This window comes from Mumia sp. Pv4-285, from assembly GCF_041320275.1.
Classification (GTDB): Bacteria; Actinomycetota; Actinomycetes; order Propionibacteriales; family Nocardioidaceae; genus Mumia; species Mumia qirimensis.
Genome location: NZ_CP162023.1, coordinates 1,783,214 through 1,801,055, shown reverse-complemented (window position 1 = coordinate 1,801,055; position 17,842 = coordinate 1,783,214). Strand labels below are relative to the sequence as shown.

The following is a 17,842-nucleotide window of genomic DNA, read 5'->3' as shown; positions in this document are numbered from 1 at the left end:
TGAACTGCGGCGGCGCGGGGGCGTTCGCGCGCTCTGACCTTCTCGTACTCAGCCGTAGGTCGGGCATGGTGGCGGCGGACCTGGTTTCTCGTCCAGCGCGGCCACCGCGTGATTGTGTGCCTTCACACCGATGATCAAAGCGTCAGGAGGACATGTGCAACGTGGCGAAGTCTGGTGGGTGAAGTTCGACGAGCGGCGGCCGGTCGTGCTGCTGTCGGGAGACGACGCGTCCGGGATCCGGGTGATGCAGGTCGTCGCTCGGGCGGGTGTCGACATCACCGGTCTGGGTGTCGAAGTGGCAGTAGGCGCTGTGGAAGGACTGCCCTTTGAAGGCGTGCTGCGGTTCGCGTTGCCTCGTCCGGGCTTGACCCCTTGCACGTGGCTGACCACCGTGTCCCGGGACGACCTGATCGAGCGGGCGGGCGTTCTGTCCTCCGCCACACTCGGCGAGATCGAGAACGCCCTCCGTCTCGGTGGACTCGAGTAGGCGGAAAGAGGAACGAGCGCCCGCGACGGCGTGGTCGGTCTCTTCCGGATGATCGACGGCGCCTGCTTTCAACACCGCTGACCGTTCGGGGACGGGAGACATACTCGCGGTGGTCGCCGTTCCTCGTGGTCCGAGCCGGCATGGTGCAGGCTGTGCCCATGTACTTCGTCGGAGTCGACCTTGCGTGGGGCGAGCGCAAGCCCACGGGACTGGCAGTTCTCGACCCCGCAGGGCAGCTGGTGCACGTCTCCGCGGCGAGGACGGACGACGAGATCGTCGCGGCGTTGGAGCCGTACGTCGAGGGCGACTGCCTCGTCGCGATCGACGCGCCGCTCATCGTCACCAACCCGACCGGGAACCGGCCGGCGGAGGCGGCGCTCAACCGCGACTTCGCCCGCTTCGATGCGGGCGCACATCCGTCCAACACCGGCAAGCCTGAGTTCGCCGACAAGCCTCGCGGCGCGCGGCTGGCGGCCCGCCTCGGACTCGACATGAACCCTCGCTCGGGTCGTCCGCGTCGAGCGATCGAGGTCTATCCGCACCCGGCGACGGTCGCGCTCTTCCGTCTGGGTCGGACACTGAAGTACAAGAACAAGCCCGGCCGTGACCTCGACCAGCTCCGCGCCGAGCTGGTGGTGCTGCTCGGCCTGGTCGAAGGCCTCAGCGCCGCCGAGCCGCCCCTGGTGCTGGACACCCCCGAGGCGGGCGATGCATGGCGCTCGCTCCGCGCTGCTGCCGAGGCTGCGGGACGCAAGAGCGAGCTCCGCGTGGTGGAGGACCAGGTCGACGCAGTGCTGTGCGCGTACGTCGGTCTCCTCGCGATCCGCCACCCGGACGAGATCACGACGTACGGCGACTTCGAGACCGGCTACATCGTCACGCCGACGCTTCCCGAGGGACTGACGCCCTCGCCACGGGGGAAACGGATCGTCGTCCCGACGCGCGACCCTCGTTCTGCGGTGCGCGAGTACGCCGAGCTGCACCCCCGCCTGAAGGCCTCCACCGCCGAGTTCGTCGGCCTGGTGACCGCGATCCTCGACGACGCCGGCATCAACTACCTGACCGTGACCGGGCGCGCGAAGTCGGTCGCTTCGTTCGCCGCGAAGGCGGCGCGCACGGCAGACGGGACGCTCGTCTACACCGACCCGCTGCGAGAGATCACCGACCAGATCGGGCTTCGCGTCATCACGTACGTGCAGAGTGACGTCCAGGCCGTCGTCGATCTGCTCAGCGACCAGGTCGTGGTCCACGACGACCGAGACATGGGTCTGGAGACCGCGAGCGAAGGCCGCTTCGGGTACGCGAGCCGACACCTTCTGATCGGTCTGGGCGAGGCCGGGCAGGCCCAGCACCCTCTGTTGGCGGGGCTCCGGGCGCAGGTCCAGGTCCGTACCGTGCTGCAGCACGCCTGGGCGGAGTTCGAGCACGACATCCGCTACAAGGGCACCATCGCCGACGAGCACGTCCCCGACCTCGATCGCCGGTTCACCCTCGCGGCGGGACTGCTGGAGCTCGCCGACCGGGAGTTCTCGACGATCCGGGAACGCCACCGCGGGTCACCTGCCGGCCCCGAGCCAGCGGCGATCTGGGAGGATCCGCGGGTCACGTCACGCGAGCTGGCGGCGTTCCTCGCCGGCCAGTACCCCGACGCCGGCTGGTCGCGGACCGATCACTACGACTGGATCGCTGGGCTGCTCCTGGAGCTGGGGATCACCTCGCTGACCGAGCTCGCCGACGTCCTGCGCTCGGTCGATGCCGAGACGCTCGACGAGCGGATGGCCTATCGCTATCCCCCCGGCGCCGTACGCAGGCTCGATGACGCACTCCTGTGGGTGCGCGGTGACGAGTACGTCGCCCTGCGCTCGAACGCGCACCGCGTCCCGCTGCTGAGGGCCAGGCTCGCGAAGATGCACGCCGCGGCGGGGTAGGACGCCTCCCGGTCGTGATCGCCGGACCACGAAACATCCCTGTAACACGGTGATGAGAGCCTTGTCGGCGACGGAGACGCACACCGCGCACGTCGATCACAACTCACCACGACCCGAGGAGTGAGCCCGCCCCCGGCTCGCACCTCGGCCTGAACGGCCCTGGATTCCCCCGATCCGGGGCTGTTCGCCGTTCAGGCTCAGGAACGCGCCTGAGCCCCTCTCACGAGGCCGCCGCCGATGATGAGGCGCTGGATCTCGCTGGTGCCCTCGTACAGACGCAGCAGCCGCACGTCACGGTAGATGCGCTCGACGGGGACCTCCCGCATGTATCCCGTGCCGCCGTGCACCTGGACCGCAAGATCGGCCACCTTGCCGACCATCTCCGTGCAGAACAGCTTGGCGACGGAGGGACCGATGCGGCGGTCCTCCCCGGTGACGTACGCCCGGGCGGTCTCGCGGACCAGGGCGCGCCCGGCCATCACGCCGGTGGCCTGGTCGGCGAGCATCGCCTGGACGAGCTGAAAGCTCCCGATGGGCGTGCCGCCCTGCGTCGAGGAGGCGGCGTACGACACCGACTCGTCCTGGGCGCGCTGGGCGGTCCCGACGGCCAGCGCGGCGACGTGGATCCTCCCGCGTGCGAGAGACGTCATGGCGGCGCGGTAGCCGACCTCCCCGGCACCGCCGACGAGCGCCTCCGCGCCGACCCGTACGCCGGTGAACGTCACGTCGGCGGTCCGCGACCCCTCCTGGCCCATCTTGGCGTCCTTGACGCCGACCTCGACGCCGGAGGTCTCGGCGGGGACGAGGAGCACCGCGATGCCGTTGCCGGTCGCGGGCGCGGGGTCGAGACGAGCGAAGACGACGAAGAGGTTCGCGTCTGTTGCATTGGTGATGAACCGCTTGCTGCCGTCGATGACCCACCCCTCCCCGTCGGCGCGCGCGACGGTCTTGAGGCCCGCCGGGTCCGAGCCGGCACCGGGCTCGGTGAGGGCGAAGGACGCGACGACCTCACCGGAGGCGATGCCGGGGAGCCAGCGGGCCTTCTGCTCGTCGGTGCCGAACCCGACGAGGACCTGGCCGGCGATGCCGTTGTTCGTGCCGAACATCGAGCGCAACGCCAGGGAGGTGTATCCGAGCTGCATCGCCAGCTCGACGTCCTGCACGAGGTCGAGACCGAGGCCGCCCCACTCCTGAGGGATCGCGTACCCGAAGAGCCCCATGTCGGCGGCCTGGGCCCTGAGGTCGGCAGGGATCGCGTCCGAGTTCATGATCTCGGTCTCGCGAGGCACGACCCGGTCGCGGACGAAAGTCGTGACCTGCGTGAGGACGTCAGCGAAGACGTCGTCAGGGACGTCAGGGTTGCCGGTGTACATGGCACCACAGTGGCCCATGGGATTAGGTTCGGTCCAATACTGGATCGTTCCTTCGGTGATACCGGAAGCGCAAGAATCGAGGCTGTCGTGGACGTCCACCCTCTCCGCGCGTTCCTCGCCGTCGCCGACGAGCTGCACTTCGGGCGCGCGGCGGAGCGCCTCCACGTCGCGCAGCCGCCGCTCAGCCGCACCATCAAGCAGCTCGAGCGCGAGCTGGGCACGCGGTTGTTCGACCGAAGCACCCGGTCGGTGTCGTTGACCGCGAGCGGGCTGGCGCTCCTCGCCCCCGCACGCGAGGTTCTCGATGCCGTCCGACGCGCCGAGGGAGCCGTACGGTCGGCGGTCGATGGAGAGGTCGGGCTGGTCCGGATCTCGTTCGCCGGACTGTCGACCCACCGGATCGTCGCGCAGCTGGCCCGCTCGGTGAGGTCACGGCACCCCGGCATCACCCTCCAGCTGTCCAGCCAGAACTTCGCCCAGCCGGCGATGCGCAAGGTGGTCGACGGCGAGACCGACGTCGCGCTCGGACGGTGGGACGTGGTCCCCTCGGCCGTGCACGCAAAAGTCGTGGCGCGCGACCGACTCGTCGTGGCCGTGCCTGACACGCACCCGTTCGCCACGGCGCGATCCCTGTCGATCGGCGACCTGGCCGGCGAGCCGTTCGTGTCGCTGCCGCCCCACGAGGGGGCCGTGCTCCCCGACCGCCTCCGCCGGCTCGCGCACCGGCACGGCTTCGTCCCCGACGTGGTGCAGCTCGCGCCGGACACCCAGACTGCGCTCGCGCTCGTCGGTGCCGAGGTCGGCTGCCACCTGACGCTGCGCTCCGTCGCACGCGACGCGACCGATCCGCACGTCGCGTTCGTGGAGGTCGACGAGAAGCTCGACGATGACGCTTCGGACGTCCACCTCCGCGCCGCCTGGCGACGGGCCGACAGCGATGCTGCGCTACGCACGGTCCTCGACGCGCTCCTGGAGCTCCCCTCGCAGGAGTGACGGAGCAGGGAGTGACCGGAACTGCCTGCGTCACCCGACGACAGGGTCGTGGGCGCGCGTCCGCGCGCCGGCGTCCGTTGGCGCGACCTCGGCCCACGCGGCGATCTCCGCCTCGGCAGCCATCGCCTCGCGGTCAGGTGGCGGCGTCGCTCGGACGGTCTCCAGGCAGACGTGCCAGTCGGGGTTGCGCGCGTACCAGGAGTGCCCGTAGATCTCGGCCACCGGACCGTCCTGCAGCCCGGGGTCGTACGCGATGGGGTCGGCGAGCCGCCAGTCCGCACCGCAGCGGCGCGTCCGGTAGGGACTGGTGTACTCGTCGTCCTGCTCTCCGCCGAACGGCTCCGGGAAGTGGTGCGACCGCGCACCCTCGGCGTCGATCTGGTGGCTCCACGACAGCACCGGCCCGGCCAGCTCGTCGGTCGTCCGGTAGAGGTTGATCCAGGCACCGTTGAGCTCGCGGTAGAGCTGGTTGATCGCCGCGAAGCTGACGTAGGCAGGGAACGCCCTCGGGAAGATCACCCGGAGCTGCGAGCCGAACGTCACCAGAGCCACGCGGTCACGCTCCTCGTCGTCGAGCAGCATCATCGTGGCGAAGCTGATGAGACTCCCCTGGCTGTGCCCGCAGAGGACGAGGTCTCGGTGGTTCCCGTCCTTGGGCAACCGCTCCAGGTGCCACCGGATCCGCTGCCGCAGGTCCTCCACGCACCGCTTCGAGTAGGCGCGCGGCGAGAACGGGTGCACCGCGTGCGGCCAGAAGGCGAGCACGTCCCAGACGACGTTGAGGCCGCGGCGCTTGCCCTCCTGAGCCACCGCCTTCCGGCTCTGCAGCAGGAGCCAGCCGGCGGCCGCGATGAGCAGCCAGGCGCCGAACAGCGCGACCACGTTGGACTTGGCGACACCGTCGGCGCCGACGACGTACTTCGGCTGGCTGAGGGCGTCGAGCCATCCGGGAGCGTGGCCGCAGGTGTTCGGGTCGCGCGAGTTGACGCACGGCACCAGCTCGATCGCGAGAACGACCGCGAGGACCATGCCGGCGCACGCGAAGCTCAGGCAGATCGCGCCGACGGCGTTCTTGACGCGGGCCTTCTGCACTGCGAAGCGGACGCGCGAGACCCAGCGGCTCGGCACCAGGAGCGAACCGCCGTCGGTGTACATGGCGGTCACGCGCTCCCCCGTACGACGGCGCCTGCGCATCCGCCACAGGACCACGCCGACCATGATCGCGACGAGGATGACGACGTTCAGGCCCCACGCGTAGGCGACGCGGTCCAGCATGGGTGTCGTCCCGACCGTGACCTGGGCCCCGTCGGACGCCCCCTCCACGGGTTGCGACAGGTTGAGCGCCGACGAGATACCGGTCGCGACCGCAGCCGAGAAGCCGACGCCGATGAAGGTGCCGATCGCGGTGAACAGCGCCGCCGCCATCCCGCCGGCGTACGGGGTGAAGTAGTGCCCCGGGCTGCCCTTCTCCGGGCGGTGCGACCGCTGGACGAGGACGAGGAGCAGGTTGACCACGAACAGGGCGAGCAGCGCCGCGACGCCGATGAGGAGGAGCCAGTTGGCAATGAAGTCGAACGCCTCGGGACGGTCTCGCAGCATCGTCCACTCGACCCGGCTCACACCACCGACGTCGGCGACGGCGGCGACGAGCAGTCCGACGCTGCCGAGGAGCGCGATCACGCCCAGCACCGCTGTGGTCTGCTTCCACACCTCGCGCCAGGTGGCCTCGCCGGACGGCAGCCGGTCACGAGTGCCCTTCTCGGGGTCGCCGAGGAGGGTGACCACGGCGACGACGACCACCCATGCGCAGACCACGAGCTGGATCGAGGTCATGTCGCGCTCCCACGCGAAGGGATGCGCCACCCAGATGCCCATCGCAGCCACCACGAGCAGTCCAGCGGCGAGGTGGAGGTCGCGCAGGGTCGGCGTGCGGTTGTCCCCGGAGTAGAACGACTCCTGCGCCAGCGGTGTGACGGAGCGTTCCTTGGGCGGCTCGTACGTCTCCGCCGAGGTGGCGGCGGGAACTCCCGCACGCCGGGCCTCCACGCGGTTCCACAACGCCTTGAGTCGGCCAGGGCGGTATCCCCGGCCGAGGAACGCGATGACGACCACGACCAGTGCGGTGAGGACGACGGCGGCACCGAGCACCACGCTCGGCTCGAGCGACTTCAGGAACCGTGCGTCTGGTGCCCAGCGGGAGCCGATGAGGTCGATGAGGACGAGTCCGGCGGCGAACGCGAACATCGACGTCAGCAGAACTCCGACGAGGCGCAGCAGCGCGTCGCAGGCCGCGTGGAGCACGCGCGGAACGCGCCCGGCGCCGATGGGCGGAAGCATGAAGTGGGCACCGTTGACCATGCCGAACGGGAGCAGGATCAACCACAGCGCCTTGACCTTGCTCCCCGAGGTCAGGCGGCCCCAGTGGTACGCCTCGAGGACCTGACCGTCGTGACCCTCGAGCTCGTCACCCGAGGCGTCGACGGACCGGAAGTATCGCGACTCGTCGTCACCGCCGACCTGGCACACGTACGGGCGGTCCAGCATCGACCCCGCAGGCGTACCGCTGACTCCGTGGACCCGAAGCTCCACCCATTGTTCGTCGGGCATGGCGTCCACCCCCTTCGGCCCCGAGATTAGACCTCCAGAGGGTCGATGACGCCGTGCTTGTCGCACGTACGCGTGCCAAGGTGGGGTCATGGCGTCGAGCACTCTGGACGTGGACGGACGGTCCCTCAAGGTCAGCAACCTCGACAAGGTGCTCTATCCCGACGAAGGGACCACCAAGTTCGACGTCATCCACTACGTCCTCTCCGTCGCGGAGCCGCTGCTGAAGCAGCTCGCCGACCGGCCCTGCACGCGCAAGCGCTGGCCGGACGGTGTCGAGAAGGACCCGTTCTTCGAGAAGAACGTCCCCCGCGGCACGCCCGACTGGGTGCGCACCGTCGAGGTGGCGACACCGGGAAGCTCGACGGGCCGGGACTCGCTGGTGTTCCCGATCGCCGAGCACCGCTCCGACCTCGTGTGGCTCGCGAACCTCGCCGCGCTCGAGCTCCACACCCCGCAGTGGACCGTCGGGCCTCGCGGCGGAGTACGCGATGCCGACCGCCTCGTGATCGACCTCGACCCCGGTGAGCCCGCCGGCCTCGAGGAGGCGGTGGCCATCGGGCAGCTGGTCCGCGAGCGCCTCGACGCCGACGGGTGGCGGACGGTCCCGGTGACCAGCGGGAGCAAGGGCCTGCACCTGTACGCGTCACACGGAGGAGAGACCTCGCCCGACGCGCTGCGCGACTACGCCCGCGGGATCGCCGACGAGCTGTCCGGCCAGCACCCCGACCGCGTGCTGTCGGCCATGCGTCGCGCCGATCGACGGGGCAAGGTATTCCTCGACTGGAGCCAGAACGTCCGCGCGAAGACCACGGTCACGCCGTACTCGCTGCGCGGACGCTCACGGCCGTGGGTCGCCGCGCCGCGCACCTGGGACGAGCTCGAGGACCCGTCGAGCGTCCGTCAGGTGCTCCTCGGCGAGATGGGCGGACGGCTGGAGCGGTTCGGCGACCCGATGACCGCGCTCGACGCCGACTGACGGCACGTCAGCCTGCGGTCCGCCGGCACACCTCGTCCCACGGCGTAGGGCTGATGCCGAGGACGCGCTGCGTCTCGGAGGAGTCCAGGACGTACGGTCGCATCCGTTGGTAGTTCGTCTCGGCCAGCTCGCGCATCATCGGGACGACGGCGCCGGCGGCGCGGACGACGCCGTGCGGGATCGAACGGACGCGGACGGAGGGCTTGCCCACGGAGGCGAGCACGTCGTCGAGTGCCTCCTGCTGCGACCGCGGCGCGTTGGTGGGGACGTGCCACAGGCGACCGCCGAGGTCAGGGCGGTCGGCGAGGGCGATCTGCGTGCGGGCCACGTCGCGCACGTCGGTCCACGAGTGCGGAAGGTCGGCTCGGCCGAGCGTCCACACCGACCGACCCTTCAGGGCCGCGGGGACGAGCCGTGTGAGAACGCCGTTGTCGCCGACCCCGCTCCCCACGTAGTCCGACCCCCGCACCTCGACCGCACGCACGCGACCCGCCTCGTGCGCGGCCCGTGCGTCCGCCCACATCCGAGCGCGGACACGGCCCTTGGTGTCGGTCGCGGCATCCGGCATCGACTCGCGCATCGGCTCGTCGACCGGACCGTACGGATAGAGGTTCCCGGTGATCGCGAGGAGGGCACCCGACCTCTCCGCGACGGCGAGCAGCGACGCCGCGAGCGGAGGCCAGTCGCGGGCCCAGCTCGTGTAGGGCGGGTTGGCGCAGTTGTGGATCGCAGCCGCACCTTCGGTGACGGCGAGTAGCGCGGCCTCGTCCGAGGCGTCGAGCGCAGCCGAGGCGGCGCCCGGAACCGTCGCTCCGCTGCGGGTGACGACGGTGACCCGCGAGCCCCGGCCCGTCAGCTGCGCGGCGATCTCGCGGCCGACGGGGCCTGCTCCGACGATCACGTGGTGGTCCTGCATGGTCTGCTCCTGTCGTTGGGAGAGCACTGCTCTCGAACGGAAGACTAGACGGATTGCCGGCACTTGTCGAGAGCACTGCTCTCTTTCGTGTCAGAATGCGTGGGTGACCTCTCCAGACAAGCCCGTACGCCGTCGTCGGGCACGCGACGAGACCGTGGCCGAGATCCTGTGCAGCGCTCGCGCGCAGCTCGACCACACTCCCCCGGCCGCGCTGTCGTTCCGTGCGATCGCCCGAGAGCTCGGCCTCGTCTCGTCCGCGGTCTACCGCTACTTCCCCAGCCGCGACGCGCTGCTCACCGCGCTCCTCGTCTCGGTGTACGACGAGCTCGGCGCTCACGTCGAGGCCGCCGACGCGGCGATCACCGACCGCACCCGCACCGCGGCGCGGCTGGCCGCCTGCACCCATGCCGTACGGGGCTGGGCCTTCGCTCACCCCAACGACTACGCGCTGCTCTACGGCAGCCCCGTCCACGGGTACGCCGCGCCGCAGGACACGATCGACCCCGCCTCGCGGATCACGTCGGCGTTCCTCCGGATCGTCACCGACGAGCACGGAACCGAGACGGGGAAGCCCGGTGCGGAGTCCGGCACGGCGTCGGACCTGAGGGCCGCGCTCGAGCCGGTCGACATCTTCGTGGAGCAGACCACGGGCACGCGCCTGCCGGACGAGCTGATGCTCCGCACGCTGATGGCGTGGACGACGGTCTTCGGGACGGTCTCCTTCGAGCTGTGGGGCCACCTGCAGAACGGGCCGGTCACCCCCGGCTACGTCGACGCGGTCGTGGACCGTCTTGCCGAAGATCTCCGACTGTCCTGAGCCTGCACCGCGTCATCGTCGTCCGGCGGGTGCCTCCTGCATGAGGCCGAGCAGACGGTCAGCCGTCGCGAGCAGGTCGGGCGCGGACACGAGCTCGACGTTCTTGAGATCCGTCTTCAACCCGACCCAGCCCGGGCCACCGACGAGCACCGGAGTGTCACCGGCGGAGGCGTCCAAGGCGTCGACCATCGCCGTGTCGGGGACGTGGCTCGCCCACAGGTACACCGCCGCAGGTGTCACGCGACCGAGCAGGCCGACGAGCGACCGAGCGGGCACCTCGAACCCGAGCGACAGGACGGCCACTCCCCTGCCGGCCAGAGCCGCCTCGAGCGCGAGCACCGCGAGCGACTCTGCCTCCGCGTCCACCGACGCCAGCACGAGGGGGCGCACCCCCAGGTAGCGCGGAGCGTACGACCGGGCGACCGACCGCAGCTCGACCTCGAGCCGCTCGCGGATCACCCGCTCCGACTCCTCGCCCAGCTTCGCGTCCGCCACGGCGAAGGAGGCGTCCTGGAGTGCCGGCGCCAGCACGTTCACCCACGCGCCGAGGACACCCCAGTCACGGACGGTGTCGGCGAGCAGCGTCGTGATCCCGACGACGTCGAGGGCCGCGCCCGCGTCGAGGATCCGGCCGACGGTCTCGGCGGGCGTCGCGATGACCTGCCCCGGAGCGCCGTACAACGGCTCGTCGGACGCGAGCGCCGCGACCAGCCCGCTGGAGTCCAGCGAGAGCGCGACGCGTGCCGCGGACTGCGCCGGGACCCCGCTGGTCACGATGCGGTTCATGAGCTGGACCCGGCGGATGTCGGTCTCGCTGTAACGCCGGTGGCCGCCCTCGGTGCGCTGGCTCGGCCCGAGGCCGTAGCGGCGCTCCCACGTGCGCAGCGTCGGGGTTGCGACGCCCACGCGCTCCGCGACCGCGCCCACGCCCCAGAGGAGCTCCGACCCGTCGTCCATGCTCGTCTCCAGACCCGGCCCGGTCCGGGATCTCTGCTCGGCCACCCTGTTCTGCGGCAACGAAGCCAACCCTCCTCCTTCGCCCACCGAAGGAAGTATCTCGCTCCCGAGTGTGACCCTCAACGAAGTGTTCCGCCACATGGATCTTGTGCGATGAATCAGATTTGGATAAGTTCTGAACCAGTTGCATGCCGCGTTGTTCACTAGGGGGTACCAACATGGCAAGCATTGCCCGCCTTCCAATGCCTCTCATGGAGGCTTACGAATGGCAGTACGAGGGAGCGTGCCGTGAGGCCGACCCCGAGACGTTCTTCTCTCCTGAGTCGGAGCGCGGCCCACGTCGGCACGCTCGCGAGCACCTGGCGAAGACGTACTGTGCGCGTTGCACCGTACGCGACCAGTGCTTGCAGCACGCGCTCAAGGTGAAGGAGCCGTATGGCGTCTGGGGTGGTCTGACGACAGGCGAACGGGCCGCACTCATCACTGGGGAGCGGTCCGCAGGGTGATGGACTGACCGAGATGGTCGGCCGGCCCCGCACCGGCCGACCATGACCCGGTCAGAGTGATCTTCGATCTCCACCCGTACCTCGCAGGGCACTCAGGGGTTCAGCCCAGGGCTGTTCAGCCCCAGAAGACACGCTCGACGACCTGGCGCGCGCGCCGCGTCGTACGCAGGTACTCGTCGACCATCTGCTCGCCGCCGTCGATGCCGCTGCCGAGCAGCCACGCGACTCCGGCGCGGTCGTTCGCGTTCTCCGGCAGCGACGCGCCCGCGCGGTTGCGCAGGAGGACGTACGCGTTGCGGATCCTGCTCACCAGCCGCCAGGCGTCCTCGAGGATCGCGGCGTCGTCGGAGCCGAGCAGCTGCGCCTCGGCGGCTGCGTGCAGTGCCGGGAGCGTCTCCGTCGTCCGCAGCCCATCGATCTCGTGCGCGTGCTGCATCTGGATCAGCTGCACCGTCCACTCCACGTCGGCGATGCCTCCGCGCCCCAGCTTGAGGTGCGTCGCCGGGTCGGCACCACGGGGAAGTCGCTCTGCGTCGACGCGGGCCTTGATCCGACGCACCTCCTGCACGTCCGAGGCGGACAGCCCGTCCTCCGGCCAGCGCAGCGGATCGATCAGCGCCCGGAAGGCGGCACTCAGCTCCGGGTTACCGACGACCGGCGCCGCGCGCAGCAGCGCCTGCGCCTCCCACACGAGCGACCATCGCGCGTAGTAGGCGCGATAGGACGCCAGCGTGCGCACGAGCGGACCCGATCGCCCCTCGGGCCGCAGGTCGGCATCGACCTCGAGCGACGGGTCCGGGCCCGTCGCGCCGAGGATGCGTCGCAGCTCCGTCGCCACCGCGGTCGCCGCCTGGCTCGCCGCGGACTCGTCCGCGTCCGGGAGCGGGTCGTGCACGAACATCACGTCGGCGTCGGAGCCGTAGCCCATCTCCCGCCCTCCGAGCCGCCCCATCAGGACGACCGCGACCTTCGTCGGCATCGACGTGCCGCGCTGCTGCTCGACCGTCCGCGTCGCGATCTGGAGCGCAGCCTCGATCGTCGCCACCGTGAGATCGCTGAGCGCGTGGCCCACCTCCACGATGTCGACCCGGCCGAGCACGTCCGACATCGCGATCCGCGACAGCTCGCGCCGACGGACGCGACGCACCGTACGGATCGCCTCGGCCGGGTCGTCGTGGCGGCGTGCCGCCGATCGGGTCTCCGTCGCGATCCGGTCGAGCGACCGCGGCTCGAGCTCGGCGTCGTCGCCCAGCATCGCGACCGACTCCGGCGCACGCTGGATCAGGTCGGTGACGTACGCGCTGCCCGCGAGCATCTTCGCGAGCTGCTCGGCGCCGCTGCCCTCGTCCCGGAGCTTGCGGAGGTACCAGTGGGTCCCGCCGAGACTCTCCGACACCTTGCGGAAGGCGAGCAGCCCGCCGTCGGGGTTGGGCGACTCCGCGAACCACGCGAGCATGGCCGGCATCAGCTGCCGTTGGATCGCCGCCGACCGGCGCATCCCCGACGTCAGCGCACGCAGATGGGTCAGCGCCGCTCGCGGATCGGCGTACCCGAGTGCCTCGAGACGCGCCTGGGCCGCCTCCGGCGTGAGGTGCAGCGCTGCCGACGGCATCGAGGCCACGGCATCGAGCAGCGGACGGAAGAACAGCTTCTGGTGCAGACGCAGAACCTCGCGCCGCTGCGCCTGCCAGTCCTTGAGGAGGTTGGTCGCGGGCTCGGTGCGGTACGCGAGGGTGCGCCCGATCATCCGGAGCGTCTCCTCGTCGGTCGGCACCAGGTGCGTACGGCGTAGGCCGTCGAGCTGGATGCGGTGCTCGAACGTCCGCAGGAACGTGTAGGCCTCCGTCATCGAGGCCCCGTCGGTCCGAGCGACGTAGCCTCCGTCGACCAGCGCACGCAGCGCCTCCGTCGTCGACCGGACACGGAGCCGCTCGTCCGTACGACCGTGCACCAGCTGGAGCAGCTGCACCGCGAACTCGACGTCGCGGAGTCCACCCGGTCCGAGCTTCAGCTCGCGGTCGAGCTGGGGTGCGGGGATGTTGGCGATGACGCGGCGTCGCATGGCGCGGGTGTCGCCGACGAAGTTCGGGCGTGCTGCCGCCTGCCACACCATCGGGGCGAGCGCCTCGACGTAGGCCTGGCCGAGCTCGGCGTCGCCCGCGACCGGTCGCGCCTTGAGCAGTGCCTGGAACTCCCACGTGCTGGCCCACCGCTCGTAGTACGCGACGTGGCTGGGCAGCGTCCGGACGAGCGGGCCGTCCTTGCCCTCCGGCCGCAGGTTCGCGTCGACCTCCCAGATCGTGCCCTCGCGGGTGTGCTCGCCGCAGATCCTGATCAGCGCCGACGCCAGCCGCGTCGCGACCCGCGTCGCCTTCTGCTCGTCGGCACCGTCCGCCGCGGCGTGGACGAAGATCACGTCGACGTCGCTGACGTAGTTCAGCTCCCGACCACCGCACTTGCCCATCGCGATCACCGCGAGGCGTGCGAGGTCGGCGTCGTCGACCTCCTCGCGCGCGAGGCGCAGCGCGGTCGAGAGCGTGGCCCCCGCCAGGTCGGAGAGCTCCGCGGCCGTCGTCTCGTACCGGCTGCGGCGCGTGAGGTCGCGGGCCGCGATCTGCAGGAGCTGACGGCGGTACGCGACGCGGAGCGAGTCTCGGTCCGTGACGTCGACGAGAACGCGTTCGAACGCCGACTGGTCGCGCGGCTCGACCGGCATCGTGGAGGCGCGCAGATCGAGCACGGCGTCGGGATGCAGGACGAGGAACTCGCCGAGGGCGTGGCTTCCGCCGAGCACCGCGACGAGCCGCGTCAACAGCTCCGGATCGGACTCGAGGTGGGTGACGAGGTGCTCCCCCGACCCGCCCCCTGCCGAGAACCCGGTGGCGAGCTCGCAGAGACGGCGGAGCGCGAGGTCGGGGTCGGCACCCTGTGCGACGCGTTCCACGACGGCAGGCGAACGCAGCTCGCACTCGTCGAGCAGCGTCGCCGCCTCGTCGGGGTCGCTGAACCCGAGGCGGGCGAGCCACCCCGACGTCGTGCGTACGCGCTGCGGCCTCTGGTCGTCAGGCACGCTCAGACCCGCGTGACCAGCCGGTCGATCTCGAACTGCGTCACCTGCGTGCGGTAGTCGTGCCACTCCGCGCGTTTGTTGCGCAGGAAGAAGTCGTAGACGTGCTCTCCCAGCGTCTCGGCGACCAGCTCGCTGCTCTCCATCTCGCGGATCGCCTCGTCGAGGTTGCGCGGCAGCGGCGCGATGCCGAGCGCACGACGTTCGGCCTCGGTGAGGCCCCACACGTCGTCCTCGGCCTCCGGCGGCAGCTCGTAGCCCTCCTCGATCCCCTTGAGCCCGGCCGCGAGCACCATCGCGAAGGCGAGGTACGGGTTGCAGCCGGAGTCGATCGCGCGGTGCTCGATGCGCGCCGAGCCGCCCTTGTGCGGCTTGTACATCGGCACCCGGACGAGCGCGGATCGGTTGTTGTGGCCCCAGCACACGTACGACGGCGCCTCGCCGCCGAAGATCAGGCGCTTGTACGAGTTGACCCACTGGTTCGTGATCGCGGTGATCTCCGAGGTGTGCTGGAGGATGCCGGCGATGAACGAACGGCCGGTCCGCGAGAGCTGGTACTCGGCGCCCGCCTCGTAGAAGGCGTTCTCGTCACCCTCGAAGAGGCTCATGTGGGTGTGCATGCCCGATCCCGGGTGGTCGGTGAACGGCTTCGGCATGAAGCTCGCCCACAGGCCCTGGGACAGTGCGACCTCGCGGACGACCGTACGGAACGTCATGATGTTGTCGGCCGTGGTGAGCGCGTCGGCGTAGCGCAGGTCGATCTCCTGCTGGCCGGGGCCGCCCTCGTGGTGGCTGTACTCCACCGAGATGCCCATCGCCTCGAGCATCGTGATGACCTCGCGCCGGAAGTCCTGGCCGCCACCCTGCGCGGTGTGGTCGAAGTAGCCCGAGTCGTCCACCGGGACCGGCCGCTCGCCGGGCGCCGGCTTGCCCTTGAAGAGGAAGAACTCGACCTCGGGGTGCGTGTAGAAGGTGAAGCCCATCTCCGCCGCCTTGGCGAGCGTCCGCTTGAGGACGAACCGCGGGTCGGCGTACGACGGGCTGCCGTCGGGGAGCTGGATGTCGCAGAACATGCGCGCGGTCGCCGGCGTCTCGCCGCGCCACGGCAGGATCTGGAACGTCGACGGGTCCGGCTTCGCGAGCATGTCGGCCTCGTGGACGCGGGCGAAGCCCTCGATCGCCGACCCGTCGAACCCGATGCCCTCGTCGAAGGCGCCCTCGAGCTCTGCCGGCGCCACCGCGACGGACTTCAGATGCCCGAGAACATCGGTGAACCACAGCCGTACGAAGCGGACGTCACGCTCTTCGAGCGCGCGCAGCACGAAGTCTTCCTGCTTACCCATGGGCCTAGTGTGCCCGTGATTCGTGACCGGCGGGTGAACCGGGTCCGCGGCTCCCGCCGCTAGGCTCGGGGACGTGCCTCAGCTGCGTGTCGCTCTCGCCCAGGTCAATGCCCGCGTCGGAGACCTCGACTTCAACGCCGAGCTCGTGCTCAGCCGGTGCCGCGAGGCGTCCGAGGCGGGTGCGCACCTCGTCGTGTTCCCCGAGATGGTCCTCACGGGCTATCCGCTCGAGGACCTCGCGATGCGCGCGTCCATGATCGCCGCGTCTCGCGCGAAGGCCGAGGAGGTCGCCGCGCGGCTCGCCGACGAAGGCCTGGGCGACCTCGTGGCCATCGTCGGCTTCCTCGACCAGGCCGACGGCGTGATCGAGGGCCCCGGCATCCCCAAGAACGCCCCGCAGAACGCCGTCGCCGTCATGCACGGCGGCATGATCGTCGCGCGTCAGGCCAAGATCCACCTCTGGAACTACGGTGTCGGCGACGAGATCCGCAACTTCGTCGCGGGCGACGTCCTGCACGTCGTCGAGGTCCACGGCGTCGACGTCGCGACCGTGATCTGCGAGGACCTGTGGCGAGACGGCATCGCCTCGGCGGTACGCGCCGCGGGCGCCGGGCTGCTCGTCGTCCCCAACGGCTCGCCGTACGAGGCCAACAAGGACGACGTCCGGCTCGACCTCTGCAGCCGTCGCGCGGTCGAGGGCGAGGTGGCGTTGGCCTACGTCAACCTGGTCGGTGGTCAGGACGAGCTGGTCTTCGACGGTGACTCGCTCATGGTCGACGCCGCGGGCAACCTCGTCGCCCGCACGGCGCAGTTCGTCGAGGAGCTCCTGGTCGTCGACCTCGACCTTCCTGCAGCGCGCCGCCTCATGCCGCCTTCCGACACCCGCTTCGTCGGGCTGCGGGTCGAGCGCACGGTGGTCTCGAGCGAGCCCGTCGCCCCGTACGCCCCGGTGACGCCGCCGATCCTGCCGCGGCTCGACGACCTCGAGGAGATCTACCGTGCGCTCGTGACGGGCCTGCGCGACTACGTCGACAAGAACGGGTTCCGCTCGGTGCTGCTCGGCCTGTCCGGCGGGATCGACTCCACCCTGTGCGGCGCGATCGCCGTGGACGCGCTCGGTCCGGACCGCGTCTTCGGTGTCTCCAACCCCAGCGAGTACTCCACAGAGCACTCGCGTTCGGACGCGGCCGAGCTCGCCCGACGAACGGGCCTCGACCTGCGGACGGTCCCGATCGCCCCGATGGTCGACGCGTTCCAGGGAGCCCTCGGACTGACCGGCCTCGCTGAGGAGAACCTCCAGGCTCGCGTCCGCGCCGTCGTCTGGATGGGCCTGTCGAACCAGGAGGGCCACCTCGTCCTCGCCTGCGGCAACAAGTCCGAGGTCGCGACGGGCTACTCGACCATCTACGGAGACGCGGTCGGCGGCTACGCCCCGATCAAGGACGTCCGCAAGACCCTCGTGTGGGAGCTCGCCCGGTGGCGCAACGCCTACGCCGAGGCCCGTGGCGAGCAGCCGCCGATCCCCGAGAACGCGATCAGCAAGCCGCCGTCCGCCGAGCTGCGCCCGGGTCAGCTCGACACCGACTCGCTCCCGCCGTACGAGATCCTCGACGGGATCCTCGACGCGTACGTCGAGCGCGACCTGTCCGCCGCGGCGGTGGTGGCCGAGGGGTACGACGCCGCGCTGGTCGAGCGCGTCGTGACGCTGGTCGACCGCGCCGAGTACAAGCGGCGCCAGTACCCGCCGGGCCCGAAGGTCACCCGCCGCAACTTCGGCCGCGACCGCCGCGTCCCGATCACGCACCGGTGGCGCGAGCACCTCGCCGACTGAGCCGTTCACCTCCGTGTAACGCATCACACACGACGAGCGGG

The 17,842-nt window shown here is 70.6% G+C and carries 13 protein-coding genes; 7 read left to right on the top strand and 6 right to left on the bottom strand.

Features of this window, described 5'->3' with window-relative positions:
- Positions 1-154 precede the first annotated feature (154 nt).
- Both AB3M34_RS08710 and AB3M34_RS08705 read left to right on the top strand, forming a co-directional pair.
- A complete protein-coding gene (locus tag AB3M34_RS08710) occupies positions 155-487 on the top strand; it encodes a type II toxin-antitoxin system PemK/MazF family toxin (protein WP_370619067.1) in 333 nt (110 codons plus the stop codon).
- 158 nt (positions 488-645) lie between these two features.
- Positions 646-2,415 carry a DUF429 domain-containing protein gene (locus AB3M34_RS08705; RefSeq protein WP_370619066.1) on the top strand — a complete coding sequence of 590 codons (1,770 nt, stop codon included), beginning with the start codon at positions 646-648 and terminating at the stop codon, positions 2,413-2,415.
- 197 nt (positions 2,416-2,612) lie between these two features.
- On the opposite strand, the gene AB3M34_RS08700 is transcribed toward AB3M34_RS08705, so the two are convergent.
- A complete protein-coding gene (locus tag AB3M34_RS08700) occupies positions 2,613-3,788 on the bottom strand; it encodes an acyl-CoA dehydrogenase family protein (RefSeq protein WP_370619064.1) in 1,176 nt (391 codons plus the stop codon).
- Between the two features lie 87 nt (positions 3,789-3,875).
- On the opposite strand from AB3M34_RS08700, the gene AB3M34_RS08695 reads away from it, so the two are divergent.
- The gene (locus tag AB3M34_RS08695) at positions 3,876-4,781 is read left to right on the top strand and encodes a LysR substrate-binding domain-containing protein (protein ID WP_370619062.1); all 906 of its coding nucleotides are present in this window, start codon (positions 3,876-3,878) and stop codon (positions 4,779-4,781) included.
- Between the two features lie 30 nt (positions 4,782-4,811).
- Here the strand turns inward: AB3M34_RS08695 and AB3M34_RS08690 are convergent, their stop codons facing one another.
- On the bottom strand, positions 4,812-7,388 hold the full coding sequence (locus tag AB3M34_RS08690) for a hypothetical protein (protein WP_370619060.1): 2,577 nt from the start codon (positions 7,386-7,388) through the stop codon (positions 4,812-4,814).
- Between the two features lie 88 nt (positions 7,389-7,476).
- Here AB3M34_RS08690 and ligD point away from each other — a divergent pair, with 88 nt between their 5' ends.
- The gene (gene ligD, locus AB3M34_RS08685; protein WP_370619058.1) at positions 7,477-8,364 is read left to right on the top strand and encodes a non-homologous end-joining DNA ligase; all 888 of its coding nucleotides are present in this window, start codon (positions 7,477-7,479) and stop codon (positions 8,362-8,364) included.
- 7 nt (positions 8,365-8,371) lie between these two features.
- On the opposite strand, the gene AB3M34_RS08680 is transcribed toward ligD, so the two are convergent.
- Positions 8,372-9,280, bottom strand: a complete 909-nt coding sequence (locus AB3M34_RS08680; protein WP_370619056.1) for an NAD-dependent epimerase/dehydratase family protein — start codon at positions 9,278-9,280, stop codon at positions 8,372-8,374.
- A 103-nt stretch (positions 9,281-9,383) separates the two neighbouring features.
- Between AB3M34_RS08680 and AB3M34_RS08675 the strand changes: the two genes are divergently transcribed.
- A complete protein-coding gene (locus AB3M34_RS08675) occupies positions 9,384-10,097 on the top strand; it encodes a TetR/AcrR family transcriptional regulator (RefSeq protein ID WP_370619054.1) in 714 nt (237 codons plus the stop codon).
- Positions 10,098-10,109: 12 nt separating this feature from the next.
- On the opposite strand, the gene AB3M34_RS08670 is transcribed toward AB3M34_RS08675, so the two are convergent.
- Positions 10,110-11,054 carry a MerR family transcriptional regulator gene (locus AB3M34_RS08670; protein WP_370619052.1) on the bottom strand — a complete coding sequence of 315 codons (945 nt, stop codon included), beginning with the start codon at positions 11,052-11,054 and terminating at the stop codon, positions 10,110-10,112.
- A 188-nt stretch (positions 11,055-11,242) separates the two neighbouring features.
- Between AB3M34_RS08670 and AB3M34_RS08665 the strand changes: the two genes are divergently transcribed.
- Complete coding sequence (locus AB3M34_RS08665; RefSeq protein WP_370619051.1) at positions 11,243-11,560, top strand: WhiB family transcriptional regulator; 318 nt, start codon at positions 11,243-11,245, stop codon at positions 11,558-11,560.
- 115 nt (positions 11,561-11,675) lie between these two features.
- On the opposite strand, the gene AB3M34_RS08660 is transcribed toward AB3M34_RS08665, so the two are convergent.
- Positions 11,676-14,630 carry a bifunctional [glutamine synthetase] adenylyltransferase/[glutamine synthetase]-adenylyl-L-tyrosine phosphorylase gene (locus AB3M34_RS08660; RefSeq protein WP_370619049.1) on the bottom strand — a complete coding sequence of 985 codons (2,955 nt, stop codon included), beginning with the start codon at positions 14,628-14,630 and terminating at the stop codon, positions 11,676-11,678.
- Between the two features lie 2 nt (positions 14,631-14,632).
- Positions 14,633-15,970, bottom strand: coding sequence for a glutamine synthetase family protein (locus AB3M34_RS08655; RefSeq protein ID WP_370619047.1), 1,338 nt, complete (start codon positions 15,968-15,970; stop codon positions 14,633-14,635).
- Between the two features lie 73 nt (positions 15,971-16,043).
- Between AB3M34_RS08655 and AB3M34_RS08650 the strand changes: the two genes are divergently transcribed.
- Entirely contained in the window at positions 16,044-17,801 is a 1,758-nt protein-coding gene (locus AB3M34_RS08650) for an NAD+ synthase (protein ID WP_370619045.1), read from the top strand.
- Positions 17,802-17,842 lie beyond the last annotated feature (41 nt).

Coding starts and splice junctions, on each gene's coding strand:
- AB3M34_RS08680 (WP_370619056.1), bottom strand. CDS start 9,280: ATGCAGGACCACCACGTGATCGTCGGAGCAGGCCCCGTCGGCCGCGAG.
- AB3M34_RS08665 (WP_370619051.1), top strand. CDS start 11,243: ATGCCGCGTTGTTCACTAGGGGGTACCAACATGGCAAGCATTGCCCGC.
- AB3M34_RS08670 (WP_370619052.1), bottom strand. CDS start 11,054: ATGGACGACGGGTCGGAGCTCCTCTGGGGCGTGGGCGCGGTCGCGGAG.
- AB3M34_RS08700 (WP_370619064.1), bottom strand. CDS start 3,788: ATGTACACCGGCAACCCTGACGTCCCTGACGACGTCTTCGCTGACGTC.
- AB3M34_RS08690 (WP_370619060.1), bottom strand. CDS start 7,388: ATGCCCGACGAACAATGGGTGGAGCTTCGGGTCCACGGAGTCAGCGGT.
- ligD (WP_370619058.1), top strand. CDS start 7,477: ATGGCGTCGAGCACTCTGGACGTGGACGGACGGTCCCTCAAGGTCAGC.
- AB3M34_RS08655 (WP_370619047.1), bottom strand. CDS start 15,970: ATGGGTAAGCAGGAAGACTTCGTGCTGCGCGCGCTCGAAGAGCGTGAC.
- AB3M34_RS08705 (WP_370619066.1), top strand. CDS start 646: ATGTACTTCGTCGGAGTCGACCTTGCGTGGGGCGAGCGCAAGCCCACG.